Genomic DNA, 15,553 nt, shown 5'->3' with positions numbered 1-15,553 from the left:
GATGTTCGGGGCAAATGCGCGGATCTGGGCTGCGTCGTAGCCCGACACGTCAGAGGTCATTGCAGAAGCAGCACCGGTCAGGGCGATCAGGGCGGCGGCGGATGCAGTTACGATTCCGTGCATATTGTTAACTCCTAAGTCAGGTTTGTGTGGCGCGATGGGGAGGAGGGTGCCTTTGGGAAGGGGCGAGGCCGTTGTGGCCTCTCAGCCCCCAAGAGATTTATTTTGTCAGAACGTGGCGAACGCTGTTCTGGATCTGGGCGAAGGACGCGTCGTCGTCTCCCAGGTTCTCGATGACCGAAGCGGCCTTCTTGACGGCGTCGGCGTCAACCAGGCTCAGGTCGATGTTCGGTGCGAACTGGCGGATCTGTGCGGCGTCGTAGCCCGATACGTCAGAGGTCATTGCGGAAGCAGCACCGGTCAGGGCGATCAGGGCGGCGGCGGATGCGGTTACGATACGGTTCATGTTTTTAACTCCTAAGTCAGTTTGCGGGGTCGATCGGGGAGGTGATCGTTGGTGTGTGTCAGTGTGTTGGACTGTGTGTTTGTCCGTCTGACACCAAACAAACTGGGGGCGGATCAGGGGGATTAAAACCCAACGAAATCGTCACGGAAAATCACGCCGATGTGTGTTGAAAAGAGGCCCGTGCACAACGGTCCCTGCGCAGCCTTGCACAGGGTCTGTGCGGGTCATGTTTTGCAGGGCTTTGCCCGGACCCGACAGGTTACACCCCACGCCACAGCGCGTGAGGAAAAGGGCTGATTTGGGCGAAAGTACATTTGTCACATAAACGTGTTGAGCAACTTTTTATCGCTTTGTTTCAACACCCTCACAGACCCGCGCGTGATCCTCTCAGGCAGGTGTGCGGAATGGGGGAGGTTGTAACAAATTGCGCTAACCCCACAGGTGCAAGAAGAACATTAGGCCATCGAAATTGGATACGGCACAAACAAAAACCACGCCTGCGACCAGACACAGTCCCCAACTGCGCAGCAAGGCGCCGTGTTGCGGCAGCCTGCCCCTTCCCTCAGCGGGGGAGTTGCGCCATACTCTGACAAAATCAGGCCGACAGATGTGGGGCACAGACCTACATAAAAGAATGCGGCCCAAAAATCAGGCCGACCATCAGGCCACGAGCATGAGGCGAACATATGAAACCTATTCTCAGCGCCGCGCTGCTGGCGGCTATGACGTTTACCGTCGCGGGGCCTGCTCCAGCCAGCCCGATTGAGCGCGCCTGTCTTAGTTCACCACGCGACGGGGCAAGCCGCCGCTTGTGCAGCTGTATCGGTCGGGTGGCTGAACAAACACTCAGCAGCTCGGATCAGCGCAAGGCTGCCAAATTTTTCAAAGATCCTCACAGCGCCCAGGTAGTGCGCCAGTCGGATCGCCGCTCGGACGAACGGTTCTGGGAACGCTATGTTGATTTTGGCGCCACCGCTGCCGCCGTTTGCAGCTAGAACGTAGAAACCGCAGCACGCTTGCCAGCCATGCGAAGCTGCGCCATGATCCTGAGCGCGACGGGATGCGGATCTGCGAGAGGTGAAAAATGCGTAAGTTTCTGGTGATTTTGGATGACAGCCGCGAATGCCTGAACGCTATGCGCTTTGCCGCGATGCGCGCTGCCAAAACGGGTGGCGGGGTGGAGATCCTGTCGGTCATTGAGCCGGAAGAGTTCAATCATTGGATCGGCGTGGGTGACATTATGCGCGAAGAAGCGCGCGAGCGGATCGAAGTACATTATGAGGTCTTTGCAAAATGGATGCGCGACCGTCAGGGCATTGATCCTGAGCTGGTGATCCGTGAGGGGGAACCGGTGACTGAGATTCTGGCGCAAATCAATGACGACCCCGAAATTGGCGTGCTGGTTCTGGGCGCGGGCACGGACAAGAAGGGGCCGGGCCCCTTGGTCACACAGCTCAGCAGGTCGGCAGGAACATTGTCGGTCCCCATCACCATCGTTCCGGGCGATCTGTCCAAGGAACGGCTGGAATCAATCACCTGATCTGCGTCAAGGCTGCGGCTGAGCATACATCTTACGCTACGAAGGGTTCACATCCCCTTTGGACAGCATCCTATGCCCGCCGCAACTTGCAAATCAGACCTGCTGACAACGACCCAAGCTGAATTTGCGGCGCTCGCGTCCCTTCTGGACACGATTGATACGACGATGCAAACCGCGCAAGATCCTGATGCGGATAGCTGTACCCCCAAAGACATCGTCGCACATCGCGCCCATTGGATCGGGTTATTTCTGGGCTGGTATGCCGATGGTCAAGCTGGCAAACAGCCAGCCATCCCCGCGCCGGGGTATAAGTGGAACATGCTTAAACAGTATAACGCAGATCTGCGGATCAAACAGCATAGTATGACATGGAACCAAGCCCGCCGTCTGTTATCGGAAAATCATGTACGCTTGGTTGCCTTGATTGAGGACTTAAACGACAGCCAGCTTTACGATGCGCCAATGGACGGCGGCAACAGCAAGTGGACCACCGGACGCTGGGCCGAAGCTGCCGGTGCGACACACTATAGATCTGCCCGAAAATACCTACGGCGACGTCTAAATCAGTTGAAAGCACACTAAATCACTCACTTTAGAATAATTCTAAACCTTGACTCTGAGAAGCGCGGGGCGCATATCTCTGCCAAGCCATAAGGATTGTACGACATGTTCATTCAGACCGAATCCACCCCGAACCCCGCCACTCTGAAATTCCTGCCCGGTCAGGCTGTACTGGGCACCGGCACTGCCGATTTTCCTAGTGCCGATGCTGCAGACGCCTCGCCGCTGGCGAAACGCATTTTTGCGGTCTCCGGGATCACTGGTGTTTTCTTCGGCGCGGATTTTGTCACCGTGACCAAAGCAGACGGCGTAGAGTGGGATCACATCAAACCCGGCATTCTGGGCGCGATCATGGAACACTTCCAATCCGGCGATCCTGTTCTGGCTGGTGAAGCGACCGCCGCCTCTGGGCATGCCGAACACACTGGCGAAGACGGTGAGATCGTGGATCAGATCAAAGAGCTGCTGGACACCCGCGTGCGCCCCGCTGTGGCACAAGATGGTGGCGACATCACGTTCCACGGTTTTGACCGTGGTGTGGTTTACCTGCACATGCAAGGCGCCTGCGCGGGCTGCCCCTCTTCGACCCTGACGTTGAAAATGGGGATCGAGAACCTGCTGCGCCACTACATCCCCGAAGTGACAGAGGTACGTCCCGTTGCCGTCTGACGCAGTGATACTGGGATTTGACACATCGGCCGCGCATTGCGCGGCCGCTTTGCTGTCGGGGGATCACGTGTTGGCCACCGCCCACGTAGAGATGTCACGCGGGCAGGCAGAACATCTGATGCCGCTGCTCGAACAGGTGCTGGCAGAGGCCGGCAAGACATGGGCTGACCTCAATGCCATTGCTGTGGGCGTTGGTCCGGGCAATTTCACCGGCATTCGCATTTCCGTCTCTGCCGCGCGTGGTCTGGCATTGGGGCTGGGCATTCCGGCGATTGGCGTGAACAGCTTTGAGGCGCTGACGCAGGATCCGGCGCCGGGCATCAACGCTGTGCCCGGCCCACGCGGGCAGGCGTATCTATCGCCCGAAGGTGGCGCGCCCTATTTGGCCTCTGCCGATGAAATGCTGGAGATCATGCAGGACGCCCCGCTGAAGACACCGCAAGCGGCCACAATCGCCCTACAGATTGCTCAGGCTGCCGCGCAGAAGTTGCGCGATAATCCCGACGCACAGTTTGATGCCCCTGCCCCCCTCTACATCAAAGCCGCAGATGCTGCGCCGCCCCGTGATCCGGCACCCACAATCCTACCTGATGATCCGGCCTGATGAATGCTGATGCCCACCCTGACGCGCTGGCACAGACACACGCACGCGCTTTCACTGATCAGCGCCCTTGGTCGCCGACAGAATTTGCCGACCTATTGACGTCGCCACATGTATTTCTGGTCGGAGATGCCACCAGTTTTGCCCTTGGCCGTGTGATTGCTGGCGAAGCGGAACTGCTGACACTCGCCACAGATCCAGATGCTCAAGGACGCGGGTTAGGGCGGGCCGCACTCGCCGCGTACCATACCGCGGCGCAGGCGCATGACGCCGACACCTCCTTTCTAGAGGTGGCCGAAACAAATACCACAGCGATTCGACTATATGAAACCGCTGGTTATGCGCGAACCGCACAGCGACCGGATTACTACCGGATGCGCGATGGGCAAAGGGTTGCCGCGATCATCATGAACCGCGCTCTTTGAGGGCGAATCCCGTTGCACACCCCCCTTTTGACCGAGTAGTCAAAGGAGAGTTCTCAGTTTCCTGTTGACCCCCACGTCAGGCTACGGCCTAAATCTGGGTTGGACAGACCTGATCTGCTCATTTGCCGGAGGGCACCCAAAAGCCCCCGCATTCAACATTATGGGAGAGTATTATGACTCTGATGCAGAAGTTCCTCGGCGCTGCCGCCACCGTTGCCCTGACTGCCGGTGCTGTGGCCGCTGAGCCCGCCCTGATTTTCGATCTGGGCGGCAAGTTCGACAAATCCTTCAACGAAGCGGCCTTCAACGGCGCATCCCGTTGGGCCGAAGAAACCGGCGGCAAGTTCTTTGAGATCGAACTGCAGTCCGAAGCACAGCGTGAACAGGCCCTGCGTCGTTTCGCCGAAGCGGGTGCAAACCCGGTGATCACCACTGGTTTCGCATTTGCCACCCCGGTTGAAGCTGTGGCTGGCGACTACCCCGACACCAAATTCGTCAACATCGACGGTTGGCTGCCCGAGGTTCCCTCGAACGTGCAGCTGGTAGGTTTCCAAGAGCACGAAGGTTCGTATCTGGTCGGCATGATGGCCGCGATGGCGTCGAAATCCGGCACCGTTGGTTTCATCGGCGGCATGGACATTCCGCTGATCCGTCACTTCGGCTGCGGCTACGCACAGGGCGCGAAGGCTGTGAACCCCGATATCACCGTGATCACCAATATGACCGGCACCACCCCCGCCGCATGGAACGATCCGGTAAAAGGGTCCGAGCTGACCAAAGCACAGATCAGCCAAGGTGCTGACGTTGTTTATGCAGCGGCAGGCGGCACCGGCGTTGGTGTTCTGCAGACCGCAGCGGATGAAAACATCCTGTCGATCGGCGTGGACAGCAACCAGAACCACCTGCACTCGGGCAAGGTTTTGACCTCGATGATGAAACGTGTAGACGTTGCCGTTTATAACGCGATGAAAGACGGCGAAGCGCTGGAAACCGGTGGCTTCACCATTCTGGGCCTGGCCGAAGAGGGCGTAGGCGTTGCAATGGATGAACATAACGCCGCACTGATCACCGACGAAATGAAAGCCGCCGTGGAAGAAGCACGCGCCAAAATCATTTCCGGCGATCTGACGGTCGAAGCCTACTACACCAACGACAGCTGCCCGGTTCACAAGTTCTAATTGAACCTGTTGCAGTAGATCATTGGGGGCCGCGCCAGACCGGCGCGGCCCTCTTTTATAGGGAATTCAGATGCCACATCCCCTAGATCAGTTTTTTGCCGCTTGGGGTCGCGACGATGCCGATGCGCAGGGTGCCGCCCAACGGGCCGCCCTGTCCGCCGTCCTGTCCCCCAGCTGCACCTATGTCGATCCCAACACCCCTGCCCCGCTGGCGGGTGCAGAGGCGGTGATTGACTATGTTTCGATGTTTTCCACCCAGATGCCCGGCGCGGCGGCCCGTGTTGTCACAATTGACGAACATCATGGATTTGCCCGTGCCACGGTGGAATTCATCAATAATGGGGCCGTGATGATGCGCGGTCAGTATTTTGCCGAACTGGAGGGGGGGACAGTATCCCGACTGGTCGGTTTTACCGGAATGGGGGACAATCTGTGACGTCAGCACCGGCTATTGAACTCAAAGGCATTTCCAAGGCCTTTGGCCCTGTCCAGGCGAACAAGGACATCTCAATCTCGGTCCAACCGGGAACGATCCACGGCATTATCGGGGAAAACGGCGCGGGGAAATCGACCCTGATGTCGATCCTCTACGGCTTCTACAAGGCCGATGCGGGTGAGATTTACATTAAGGGTCAAAAGGCCCATATCACCGACAGTCAGGCGGCGATTGCGGCGGGCATCGGCATGGTGTTCCAGCACTTCAAGCTGGTGGAAAACTTCACCGTCTTGGAAAACATCGTACTGGGTGCCGAAGACGGCGCGCTGCTGCGTCCCTCGCTGCGCAAAGCCCGTAAAGAGCTGCGCCATCTGGCGGATGAATATGAGCTGAACGTTGATCCCGACACGCTGATCGAAAACCTGTCGGTCGGGCACCAGCAGCGGGTGGAGATCCTGAAAGCGCTCTACCGCAAGGCGGATATCCTGATCCTGGATGAGCCCACCGGCGTTCTGACCCCGGCAGAAGCAGACCAGCTGTTCCGCATCCTCGACCGCCTGCGCGAGGAAGGTAAGACGATCATCCTGATCACCCACAAACTGCGCGAAATTATGGACACCACCGACACCGTCAGCGTGATGCGTCGGGGTCAGATGACCGCCACGGTGAAAACTGCTGAAACAGACCCTGAGCAGCTGGCTGAACTGATGGTCGGCCGCAAGGTTCTGTTGCAGGTGGAAAAGGCACCGGCCCAGCCCGCGCAAACCATTCTAGAGGTCGAAAACCTCTCCGTCACCGATGACAAGGGCGTTGAGCGTCTGAAAAACGTATCGCTCAACATTCGTGCTGGTGAAATCCTTGGCATTGCAGGTGTTGCGGGTAATGGTCAGTCAGAACTGATGGAGGTTCTGGGCGGCATGATTTCCGGTCAGGGCACCGTGCGCCTCAACGGTGATGCGCTGGATCTGACAGGCAAGCATTCAGATGGCCGTTCGCGCCGTGCCCGTGGCATTGCCCACGTGCCCGAGGATCGTCAGAGCGAAGGCCTGATCATGGATTTCCACGCGTGGGAAAACGTCGCCTTTGGCTATCACCACGATGCGAAATATCAGAAAAACGCCCTGTTCATGGACAACGCAGCCCTGCGTGCCGACACGCAGGCCAAGATGGACAAGTTCGACGTACGCCCGCCGCTGCCTTGGCTGGCGGCCAAGAACTTCTCGGGTGGCAACCAGCAGAAAATCGTTGTTGCGCGTGAGATTGAGCGTAACCCCGATCTCTTGCTGATTGGTCAGCCGACCCGTGGCGTCGATATTGGCGCGATCGAGTTCATCCACAAACAGATCATCGAGTTGCGCGATCAGGGCAAGGCGATCCTGCTGGTATCGGTCGAACTGGATGAGATTATGTCGCTGTCCGACCGCATTGCGGTGATGTTTGACGGCGAGATTATGGGCGAACGCCTGCCCCAAGACACCAACGCACAAGAACTGGGCCTGCTGATGGCTGGCGTGACCGCAAGTGAAGGAGCGGCCTGATGGAAAAGATGCCTAAATGGGCCGATGTGGTCCTGATCCCGCTGATCTCTCTTATTCTGGCGGCGGCCATTTCGGCGCTGGTGATCCTCGGCATTGGTGAGGATCCGATTGAAGCGGTGAAACTGATGGTGCAGGGCGCGCTGGGGTCCAGCAACGGCTGGGGCTACACGCTCTATTACGCCACCAACTTCATGTTCACCGGCCTTGCCGTGGCCGTGGCCTTCCATGCCAGCCTATTCAACATCGGCGGCGAAGGTCAGGCGATGCTGGGTGGCCTTGGCGTGGCGCTGGTCTGTCTGTTCATCCCATGGCCGCATTGGTCCATTGCCCTCATCGCAGCCTCCGGTGCGGCAGCACTGTTTGGGGCCGCATGGGCACTGATCCCTGCCTACCTACAGGTGCGGCGCGGCAGCCATGTGGTGATCACCACCATCATGTTCAACTTCATCGCCTTTTCGCTGCTGAACTATGTACTGGTGAACCAGCTGCGCCCCCCGCGCGCGATGGATCCGGCATCCGCCAAATTCCCAGAGGCGACGCATCTGCCCAGCCTGCATGACATTCTGGGCACCGTCGGGATCGAATTTTCCAAACACGCCCCCGCCAACATCAGCCTGCTGATCGCCATTGCCGCCTGTGTCGGCGTCTGGGCCCTGATCTGGCGCACCCGTTTCGGGTTTGAACTGCGCGCCTTCGGCAAATCCGAAAGCGGTGCCCGCTACGCAGGCATTTCGCCGTTCAAAATCACCATTGTAACCATGCTGATTTCCGGCGGTCTGGCAGGGATGATGGCGATCAACAACGTGATGGGCGAAAGCGAACGACTGGTGCTGAACGCGGTCGAAGGCGCGGGTTTCATCGGCATCGCCGTGTCCCTGATGGGCCGAAATCACCCGTTCGGGGTGTTTCTGGCGGCGATCCTCTTTGGCTTCCTCTATCAGGGTGGTGCAGAACTGGCACTGTGGACCAACATCCCGCGTGAACTGATCGTCGTCATTCAGGCGCTAGTCATCCTGTTCACCGGCGCGCTGGACAATATGGTGCGGATGCCGCTGGAACGCATCTTCCTTGCCCTCAACACCAAGAAGGAGGGCTAAGAGCATGGCATTCCTTGATCTGATCCAACTCTTCGACACCACCATCCGTCTGGCCACGCCGCTGCTTCTGGCTTGTCTGGCAGGTCTTTACTCTGAACGTGCGGGCATTTTCGACATCGGGCTAGAGGGCAAGATGCTGGCCGCCGCCTTCTTCTCGGCAGCGATTGCCTACAGCATGGGGTCTGTCTGGATGGGGCTTCTGGCAGGGATCGGCATTTCGCTGGCGCTGTCGGCGATCCACGGCCTTGCCTCGATCACCTTCCGTGGCAATCAGCTGATCTCTGGCCTGGCGATCACTATGCTGGCGGGCGGTATGACGGTTCTGGTGGCCCAAAGCTGGTTTGCCCAAGGTGGGCGCACGCCGTCCCTGACTGACGACAGCCGCTTCACCGGGATTGAACTGCCCTTCGCCATCGGCCCGAGTGAGGCAGAGGCAGCAGGTCGCCCCCTGTCGCAGCTGATCGCAGAGGCAGGGCCACTGCAGCAGATCTATTCTGAACTGATCTCTGGCCACTCGATCCTTGTCTATATCGCCTTTGCGCTGGTGCCACTGACATGGTGGGTTCTTTACGCCACCCGTTTCGGCCTGCGTCTGCGCGCCGTTGGCGAAAACCCCGCGTCTGTTGATACAGCTGGTGTTTCGGTCGTTGGCCTGCGCTATGCGGCGGTGATGATCTGCGGCGTCCTCTGCGGGATCGCTGGCGCCTATCTGGCCACCGCACTACAGGCCGGCTTCGTCAAGGATATGACCGCAGGGCGGGGCTATATCGCACTGGCGGCGCTGATCTTTGCCAAATGGCGGCCTTGGTACGCGCTGTCCGCGACCCTGCTGTTCGGCCTGTTCCAAGCGCTGGAACTGCGCCCGGACATGATCGAAAACGTCACCGGCGTAGCGGTACAGGCACAGTTGCTGGGCGCCCTGCCCTATATCCTGACCGTGGTGATCCTGGCCGGTTTCGTCGGCAAGGCGATCCCACCCCGCGCCGGTGGGCAACCCTATGTGAAGGAACGCTAAGCCGTCGCTTCCCAAAACATCAGCCCGGACGGTTCCCACCGCCCGGGCTTTTCTTTTCCCGTTGATCGCTGACACCGATCAAGCAACAGGCACCGCTGCACAAGGCCACAGCGCCCCAGCAGCAACAGCTGCGTCAAATTTCCACAGCTTTCCCTTGCGAGACCCATCGCCATCACGCTAGGAAAACATATGCAGTTCTACCTCCCCATCGCCGAGGTTTCGGTAAACATTTTCCTGTTATTCGGACTTGGTGGGCTTGTGGGGGTCTTATCCGGCATTTTCGGCGTTGGTGGCGGATTTCTGATCACGCCTTTGCTGTTCTTTGTCGGCATCCCGCCTGCGGTCGCGGTGGCAACATCGGCCAATCAGATCGTTGCCTCCTCCGTCTCTGGCCTCTTTGCGCACCTAAAACGCAAGACGGTCGATCTGAAAATGGGCAGCTACCTACTGGCAGGTGGCCTTGTGGGATCCGGTTTCGGTATCTTGCTGTTCAACTACCTGAAATCACTGGGCCAAGTCGATCTGCTGGTGCAGCTGTGCTATGTTGTCTTCCTCGGCATCATTGGCGGGCTGATGTTTATCGAAAGCCTGCGCGCTATCCGCCGCGCGCGCAAGGCAGGCGGCGCGCGCCGTAAACGCAGCCAGCACAACTGGGTGCATGGCCTGCCGTTCAAGATCCGCTTTCGCGCCTCTGGTCTCTATATCTCGGTGATCCCTGTGCTGCTGGTCGGCGCAGCGGTTGGGGTATTGTCGGCGGTGATGGGTGTTGGCGGTGGGTTCATCATGGTGCCTGCGATGATCTATATCCTTGGCATGCCGACCAAGGTGGTTGTCGGAACCTCGCTGTTTCAGATCATCTTTGTCGCTGGTTTCAACACGCTGCTGCACGCAATTACCAACAAAACCGTGGACCTGCCGCTGGCGCTGTTCCTGCTAATCGGTGGCGTCATTGGCGCACAGTTTGGCAGTTCCATCGGCGTGAAGCTGAAGGCCGAGACGTTGCGCATTCTGCTCGCCATTCTTGTCCTGTCGGTCTGCGGCAAGATCGCGCTGGATCTGCTGCTGGAACCGCGCGAGCTCTATTCAATCAGCCGCGTTGCGGCAGGGGGGCAATGATGCGCTGGCTCCTCTCCCTCCTCACCCTGCTGACCCTCACCTTTGCCGCACAGGCGGAGGAAGAGATTGTTCTGGGCCTTAGCCAGGATCAGGTGGCGATCACCGCGCAGTTTGATGGATCCGATATCCTGATCTTCGGCGCGGTGAAGCGTGAAATTGCGATCCCTGACAGTGATCTAAACGTCATCATCGCCATCGAAGGCCCCACCGGCCCCGTCGAAGTGCGCCGCAAGGAACGCCGGTTTGGCATCTGGATGAACGGCGCCACACTGGAGGTGGAGCGCGCGCCGGCCTTCTACGCGGTTGCCGCCTCTGCCCCCCTCGATGACATTCTGCGCCGGATTGAGAATGAGCGTTATTCCATCACCGTGGACAAGGCGATCCAGTCGGTCAGCGCCACCGTCGCCTTTGGCAACACGCAGGCCTTCACCGATGCATTGATGCGTATTCAAGCAGCAAACGGATCCTATCAGCTGCTAGAAGACGCAGTGAAGGTGGATCAACAAACACTGTTCCGCGCCTCTATCGCGCTACCGTCCAACCTGACCGAAGGCGATTATAGCGCGCGGATTTTCCTGCTGCGCGACGGCAACGTGGTTGCGGACATGGCAACCACCATTGACGTGCGCAAAGTTGGGTTGGAACGGTTTCTGTTCAATCTGGCACAGGATCAGGCGCCAGTTTACGGCGTCTTGTCGATCCTGATCGCGGCGCTGTTTGGCTGGGCGGCATCGGCCCTGTTCAGATTGATCAAGGACGGCTAAGCCCTTCAGAACCAGCCCTTAGCCACGCCCGATATAGGGCATGGTGGTCGCCATCAGTGTCATGAATTGCACGTTCGCCTCTGCTGGCAGACCCGCCATATGCAGCACCGCATCGCTGACATGGCGAACATCCATCGTCGGCGGCGCGTTGTCAGGATCGCGATCAATAATGCCCTGCAACAACTCTGTCCGTGCATTGCCAATATCAATCTGACTACAGGCAATGCCAAAGGGCCGCCCGTCCAGCGACAGAGATTTGGTCATGCCGGTGATCGCGTGTTTCGTCGTCGTGTAACAGATCGATCCCTCACGCGGGGTATGCGCCGAAATAGAGCCGTTGTTAATAATCCGCCCGCCCTGCGGATCCTGCCGACGCATCTGGGCAAAGGCCGCCTGCGCGCAGTAGATCATGCCGTCTAGGTTCACCGCCCGAACACGATCCCAATCCTCGGGCGTGATCTCATCCGCCGTGCCTGCGGTGCCGAACATGCCCGCGTTGTTGAACAACACATCAAGCCGCCCTGCCTGCGCCACAAACGTATCAAACGCCGCGCGAACCGCTGACGCATCAGTCACGTCGCAGGGCAGGATCACCGCGTTGTCATGCCCCTCTGCCACCTCTGCCAGTGCATCGGCACGGCGCGCCAGCAGGCCCACATGCCAACCGGCCTCTAGGAACGCACGCGCACAGGCCGCGCCGATGCCAGCGCTGGCGCCGGTGATCAGGATGGTTTTCATGATGCGCTCTCCTCTTGGGTCAGGGTCAGGGTCGGGGTCGCCTTGGCCTTCAGGTCATCAATGCGCAGCGGCTCTGACGGTTTGGACAGACGCGGGCGCACCACCCAATACAGGCGCTCTTCGGCCCGGGTGATCGCCACATAAGCCAGTCGTTTCCACAGAGGCTGGCCCGCCTCCACCCGTCCCATACGCGCGGCTGCATAGAGGTCAGGGGCAAAGACCTGAACATTCTGCCATTGCGACCCCTGCGCCTTGTGGATCGTCACCGCGGCGCCGTGCAGGAACACCGCGCCCATACGGGCGGCAAAGGGGATGAACGGCTCTTCCTCATCAGGTTTTTCGATTTTCACGATCGACGCGGCAGACACCTGCGGATCCTCCGCCCCCATCACATGCAGACGGGAAAAACCGGGCTTGCGCCCCTTGCCCAGAAACACCACCTGCGCGCCCTTGATCAGCCCGCGCGCCTCAAGGTCCAGACGTTTCTTGCGGTGCTTCAACGGCAGTTCGATTCCGTCACAAATCAGCGGTTCACCGGACAACAGCTCATCCTCCGGCGCGCCGTAGACAGAGCGGAAAGCGTTGATCAGCCGGATTCGCGTTGCATTGCGCCAAACCAGAACCGGCGAACGCGCCATTAGGTCAACCTCAACCCGTTGGCCCCAGACCACGCGGTCGTCACGTTTGGCGCTGTCCTCAACCATACGTTCAAAATCCTCAAACCCGATCTGCGGATCGGCCAAGGCATGGGCCAGATCAAGGATCGGGTTGTCCGCCTGCTGCCGGTGAATACGGCTGAGGTTCATCACCGCCTGCGGCGGCATAGTGTCAAACACCATCTGCCCCGATTGCCCCACCGGCGCCAGCTGCGCGGGGTCACCAAACAGCACAAGCGTGGGAAAGATCTCTTTCAGATCCTCGACCTGTTTGTCGTCCAACATCGAACTTTCATCGATGAAGCCGATGTCCAACGGCTCGTCCCGCCGTTTCCAGCCGGTGATGAAATCCGATCCGCGCAGCCCCGCGGCAGCCAAGGCACCGGGGATGGATTTGTGCAGTTCATAGAAGGCTTTGGCGCGTTCCAGCGCCTCATCCGTCAGCTCTTCGATATCGGGTTTATCACCGTTACCGGCCAGCCATTCCGCGATCTTTTCATATTCGGGATCATAAACTGGGGTGTAGAGGATGCGGTGAATGGTCGTCGCAGGCACGCCGCGCATACGCAGCACGCTGGCCGCCTTGTTCGTGGGCGCAAGGATGGCCAAGGTCCGGCGTTCTTTACGCTTCTTGCCCTCATAATCGCCGGAAACAACCTCAACCCCTGCCGCTTCCAGCGCTTTGTAGAGTTGTGAGAGCAAGAGCGTTTTACCCGATCCCGCCTTGCCGGTGACCGCAACAACGCGGCGGCGACCATCCTCAGGCGGGCGCAAAAGGTCACCGTCTTCCTCCTGCAAATCCACACCCGCAGCGCGCAGGATGTCGGAAATACGGTCGTAGGCAGCGGCCTGATCATCGGAAAATTGCAGCGCGGGAACAGTCATGGCGCGACCCTACATGGGGGGCGGTGGAAGGGCCAGAGGCATTGCGCTGCCGTAGCGGCGGGCACTCCAGCCATCGCCGGATTTGCAGCGGGGAGCAGCGCGAAACGCGGACCAATGCAGGCACGCCCAGCGCCTGTAGCTGGCGGATTTTGGGCGCGGGTCCATGCGCGGATAATAGATGCGCCGCCAGCGCCAATGCCGCAGCCGCCTGTGGATCACAGACGGGGCCAAGGTGCAGATCGCCGTCGATCTGCCATGTGCCACGCTGTCGATAAAGCGTTAACCACCCCTGCGCATGCAGCGCCGCATCCTCCCAGATCAGGCATAGCCCAACCCCATGATATATCTCCCATCGCAGCATGGGACACAGGTTTAGAGCCGCACGATCACCAAACCGAAAACGCAGCGCACGCAGGTCGGCAAACAAAAAAACCGCACCCCTTTGCAGGGATGCGGTCGAGGGAAATGAAGGGGAAAGGCGCTTAGGCCTTGCCTGCCTCCAGCACATCTTCCAGCGTGCGCAGGCCGGTTTTCGGGGCCTGAACCAGCACCGACATGTTGCCGGGCTTGTGCTCGTTTTTGTACATCTTCATGTGCGCATCAGGGATTTCGGCCCATGGGAACACTTCCGACATGTAAGGATCGATGCGACGCTCGATCATCAGTTTGTTCGCCGCTGCCGCCTGTTTCAGGTGGGCAAAGTGCGAACCCTGCAGACGCTTCTGGTGCATCCAGGTGTAACGAACGTCGAAGGTACAGTTGAAACCGGTGGTGCCGGCGCAGATCACAACCATGCCGCCTTTTTTACAAACCAAGTTCGAGACCGGGAAGGTCGATTCACCGGGGTGTTCGAACACGATGTCTACGTTGTTGCCCTTGCCGGTGATGTCCCAGATCGCCTTGCCGAAGCGACGCGCTTCTTTGAACCATGCGTCATATTCGGGGGTGTTCACGGTCGGCAGCTGGCCCCAGCAATCGAAATCCTTGCGATTGATCACGCCCTTGGCGCCCAGACCCATGACAAACTCACGCTTGTCTTCGCCCGAAATCACGCCGATTGCGTTTGCACCAGCAGCGTTCGCCAGCTGGATCGCGTAGGAACCCAGACCGCCCGACGCGCCCCAAACCAGAACGTTCTGGCCCGGCTTCAGTTCGTGCGGGTGGTGACCGAACAGCATGCGGTATGCGGTTGCCAGTGTAAGGGTGTAGCAGGCGCTCTCTTCCCAGGTCAGGTGCTTGGGACGGGGCAGCAGCTGTTGTGCCTGAACGCGGGTGAACTGCGCGAACGATCCATCGGGGGTTTCATAGCCCCAGATACGCTGGCTGGGCGAATACATCGGGTCGCCGCCGTTACACTCTTCGTCGTCGCCGTCGTCCTGGTTACAGTGGATGACAACCTCATCGCCCACTTTCCAGTTCTTTACCTTGTCACCAACGGCCCACACGATGCCCGAGGCGTCGGAACCTGCGATGTGGTAAGGCTGCTTGTGCACGTCGAACATGCTGATCGGAACACCCAGGCCCGCCCAGATGCCGTTGTAGTTCACACCTGCGGCCATAACCAGAACCAGCACTTCGTGGCTGTCCAGCTTGGGGGTGTCTACGACTTCGACCTGCATGGCCTGATTGGGTTCACCCTGACGCTCGCGGCGGATCGCCCATGCGTACATCTTTTCGGGAACATAGCCCATCGGGGGCATTTCACCGATTTCGTAGAGATCTTTTTCTGGCGCATCGTAGGATGCGGTGCCGGTGTTGGTATCCAGAGCCATCTGAGCCTCCATGTAGTCCGTTTATGCCGCGATGCAGAATCGCGTCTCTGACTTGAGAGATAAAGATGGCCACGCAACAAAGCAATGCCGATTATG

At 59.1% G+C, this 15,553-nt stretch carries 18 protein-coding genes; 13 read left to right on the top strand and 5 right to left on the bottom strand.

From position 1 onward, the window contains the following. Positions 1–220: 220 nt before the first annotated feature. Positions 221–466 (bottom strand): hypothetical protein, encoded by a 246-nt coding sequence (locus tag TM5383_RS01335; protein ID WP_058317244.1) that lies wholly within the window; start codon positions 464–466, stop codon positions 221–223. A gap of 686 nt (positions 467–1,152) precedes the next feature. Between TM5383_RS01335 and TM5383_RS01330 the strand changes: the two genes are divergently transcribed. From TM5383_RS01330 to TM5383_RS01270, 13 genes are all read left to right on the top strand, one after another. Continuing rightward, complete coding sequence (locus TM5383_RS01330) at positions 1,153–1,461, top strand: hypothetical protein (protein WP_058317243.1); 309 nt, start codon at positions 1,153–1,155, stop codon at positions 1,459–1,461. Between the two features lie 89 nt (positions 1,462–1,550). Next, entirely contained in the window at positions 1,551–2,006 is a 456-nt protein-coding gene (locus TM5383_RS01325; protein WP_058317242.1) for a universal stress protein, read from the top strand. A 72-nt stretch (positions 2,007–2,078) separates the two neighbouring features. Further along, entirely contained in the window at positions 2,079–2,588 is a 510-nt protein-coding gene (locus tag TM5383_RS01320) for a ClbS/DfsB family four-helix bundle protein (RefSeq protein ID WP_058317241.1), read from the top strand. 84 nt (positions 2,589–2,672) lie between these two features. Then, positions 2,673–3,236: a NifU family protein gene (locus TM5383_RS01315; protein WP_058317240.1), complete on the top strand. Its 564-nt coding sequence runs from the start codon at positions 2,673–2,675 to the stop codon at positions 3,234–3,236. Between the two features lie 4 nt (positions 3,237–3,240). Next, positions 3,241–3,840, top strand: a complete 600-nt coding sequence (gene tsaB / locus TM5383_RS01310) for a tRNA (adenosine(37)-N6)-threonylcarbamoyltransferase complex dimerization subunit type 1 TsaB (protein WP_370695948.1) — start codon at positions 3,241–3,243, stop codon at positions 3,838–3,840. After that, positions 3,840–4,262 (top strand): GNAT family N-acetyltransferase, encoded by a 423-nt coding sequence (locus TM5383_RS01305; RefSeq protein ID WP_058317238.1) that lies wholly within the window; start codon positions 3,840–3,842, stop codon positions 4,260–4,262. The genes tsaB and TM5383_RS01305 overlap by 1 nt, the downstream gene beginning before the upstream one ends. Before the next feature lie 173 nt (positions 4,263–4,435). Next, positions 4,436–5,440, top strand: coding sequence for a BMP family lipoprotein (locus tag TM5383_RS01300; RefSeq protein WP_058317237.1), 1,005 nt, complete (start codon positions 4,436–4,438; stop codon positions 5,438–5,440). 70 nt (positions 5,441–5,510) lie between these two features. Then, the gene (locus tag TM5383_RS01295; RefSeq protein ID WP_076400094.1) at positions 5,511–5,876 is read left to right on the top strand and encodes a nuclear transport factor 2 family protein; all 366 of its coding nucleotides are present in this window, start codon (positions 5,511–5,513) and stop codon (positions 5,874–5,876) included. Next, the gene (locus TM5383_RS01290) at positions 5,873–7,414 is read left to right on the top strand and encodes an ABC transporter ATP-binding protein (protein WP_058317236.1); all 1,542 of its coding nucleotides are present in this window, start codon (positions 5,873–5,875) and stop codon (positions 7,412–7,414) included. The genes TM5383_RS01295 and TM5383_RS01290 overlap by 4 nt, the downstream gene beginning before the upstream one ends. Continuing rightward, complete coding sequence (locus TM5383_RS01285) at positions 7,414–8,511, top strand: ABC transporter permease (protein ID WP_058317235.1); 1,098 nt, start codon at positions 7,414–7,416, stop codon at positions 8,509–8,511. The genes TM5383_RS01290 and TM5383_RS01285 overlap by 1 nt, the downstream gene beginning before the upstream one ends. A gap of 4 nt (positions 8,512–8,515) precedes the next feature. Continuing rightward, entirely contained in the window at positions 8,516–9,526 is a 1,011-nt protein-coding gene (locus TM5383_RS01280) for an ABC transporter permease (RefSeq protein WP_058317234.1), read from the top strand. A gap of 189 nt (positions 9,527–9,715) precedes the next feature. Beyond that, positions 9,716–10,642 (top strand): sulfite exporter TauE/SafE family protein, encoded by a 927-nt coding sequence (locus TM5383_RS01275; RefSeq protein WP_058317233.1) that lies wholly within the window; start codon positions 9,716–9,718, stop codon positions 10,640–10,642. After that, positions 10,639–11,406, top strand: a complete 768-nt coding sequence (locus TM5383_RS01270) for a TIGR02186 family protein (RefSeq protein WP_058317232.1) — start codon at positions 10,639–10,641, stop codon at positions 11,404–11,406. Before TM5383_RS01275 ends, TM5383_RS01270 begins: the two co-directional genes overlap by 4 nt. Before the next feature lie 18 nt (positions 11,407–11,424). Here the strand turns inward: TM5383_RS01270 and TM5383_RS01265 are convergent, their stop codons facing one another. From TM5383_RS01265 to ccrA, 4 genes are all read right to left on the bottom strand, one after another. Further along, entirely contained in the window at positions 11,425–12,144 is a 720-nt protein-coding gene (locus tag TM5383_RS01265) for an SDR family oxidoreductase (RefSeq protein ID WP_058317231.1), read from the bottom strand. Then, positions 12,141–13,685, bottom strand: coding sequence for an ATP-dependent DNA helicase (locus TM5383_RS01260; RefSeq protein WP_058317230.1), 1,545 nt, complete (start codon positions 13,683–13,685; stop codon positions 12,141–12,143). Before TM5383_RS01260 ends, TM5383_RS01265 begins: the two co-directional genes overlap by 4 nt. Next, a complete protein-coding gene (locus TM5383_RS01255; protein WP_143570249.1) occupies positions 13,654–14,046 on the bottom strand; it encodes a hypothetical protein in 393 nt (130 codons plus the stop codon). The genes TM5383_RS01260 and TM5383_RS01255 overlap by 32 nt, the downstream gene beginning before the upstream one ends. A gap of 121 nt (positions 14,047–14,167) precedes the next feature. After that, positions 14,168–15,457: a crotonyl-CoA carboxylase/reductase gene (ccrA, locus tag TM5383_RS01250; protein ID WP_058317258.1), complete on the bottom strand. Its 1,290-nt coding sequence runs from the start codon at positions 15,455–15,457 to the stop codon at positions 14,168–14,170. Positions 15,458–15,553 lie beyond the last annotated feature (96 nt).

The organism is Thalassovita mediterranea, from assembly GCF_001458435.1.
Classification (GTDB): Bacteria; Pseudomonadota; Alphaproteobacteria; order Rhodobacterales; family Rhodobacteraceae; genus Thalassobius; species Thalassobius mediterraneus.
Note: the sequence above shows the minus strand (reverse complement) of the source record. Positions and strands in the feature narration are given on the sequence as shown.

Excerpts from the sequence above, each read along its gene's own strand:
- TM5383_RS01335 (WP_058317244.1), bottom strand. The coding sequence starts at position 466 with ATGAACCGTATCGTAACCGCATCCGCCGCCGCCCTGATCGCCCTGACC.
- TM5383_RS01330 (WP_058317243.1), top strand. The coding sequence starts at position 1,153 with ATGAAACCTATTCTCAGCGCCGCGCTGCTGGCGGCTATGACGTTTACC.
- TM5383_RS01325 (WP_058317242.1), top strand. The coding sequence starts at position 1,551 with ATGCGTAAGTTTCTGGTGATTTTGGATGACAGCCGCGAATGCCTGAAC.
- TM5383_RS01320 (WP_058317241.1), top strand. The coding sequence starts at position 2,079 with ATGCCCGCCGCAACTTGCAAATCAGACCTGCTGACAACGACCCAAGCT.
- TM5383_RS01315 (WP_058317240.1), top strand. The coding sequence starts at position 2,673 with ATGTTCATTCAGACCGAATCCACCCCGAACCCCGCCACTCTGAAATTC.
- TM5383_RS01305 (WP_058317238.1), top strand. The coding sequence starts at position 3,840 with ATGAATGCTGATGCCCACCCTGACGCGCTGGCACAGACACACGCACGC.
- TM5383_RS01300 (WP_058317237.1), top strand. The coding sequence starts at position 4,436 with ATGACTCTGATGCAGAAGTTCCTCGGCGCTGCCGCCACCGTTGCCCTG.
- TM5383_RS01295 (WP_076400094.1), top strand. The coding sequence starts at position 5,511 with ATGCCACATCCCCTAGATCAGTTTTTTGCCGCTTGGGGTCGCGACGAT.
- TM5383_RS01285 (WP_058317235.1), top strand. The coding sequence starts at position 7,414 with ATGGAAAAGATGCCTAAATGGGCCGATGTGGTCCTGATCCCGCTGATC.
- TM5383_RS01280 (WP_058317234.1), top strand. The coding sequence starts at position 8,516 with ATGGCATTCCTTGATCTGATCCAACTCTTCGACACCACCATCCGTCTG.
- TM5383_RS01275 (WP_058317233.1), top strand. The coding sequence starts at position 9,716 with ATGCAGTTCTACCTCCCCATCGCCGAGGTTTCGGTAAACATTTTCCTG.
- TM5383_RS01270 (WP_058317232.1), top strand. The coding sequence starts at position 10,639 with ATGATGCGCTGGCTCCTCTCCCTCCTCACCCTGCTGACCCTCACCTTT.
- TM5383_RS01265 (WP_058317231.1), bottom strand. The coding sequence starts at position 12,144 with ATGAAAACCATCCTGATCACCGGCGCCAGCGCTGGCATCGGCGCGGCC.
- TM5383_RS01260 (WP_058317230.1), bottom strand. The coding sequence starts at position 13,685 with ATGACTGTTCCCGCGCTGCAATTTTCCGATGATCAGGCCGCTGCCTAC.
- TM5383_RS01255 (WP_143570249.1), bottom strand. The coding sequence starts at position 14,046 with ATGCTGCGATGGGAGATATATCATGGGGTTGGGCTATGCCTGATCTGG.
- ccrA (WP_058317258.1), bottom strand. The coding sequence starts at position 15,457 with ATGGCTCTGGATACCAACACCGGCACCGCATCCTACGATGCGCCAGAA.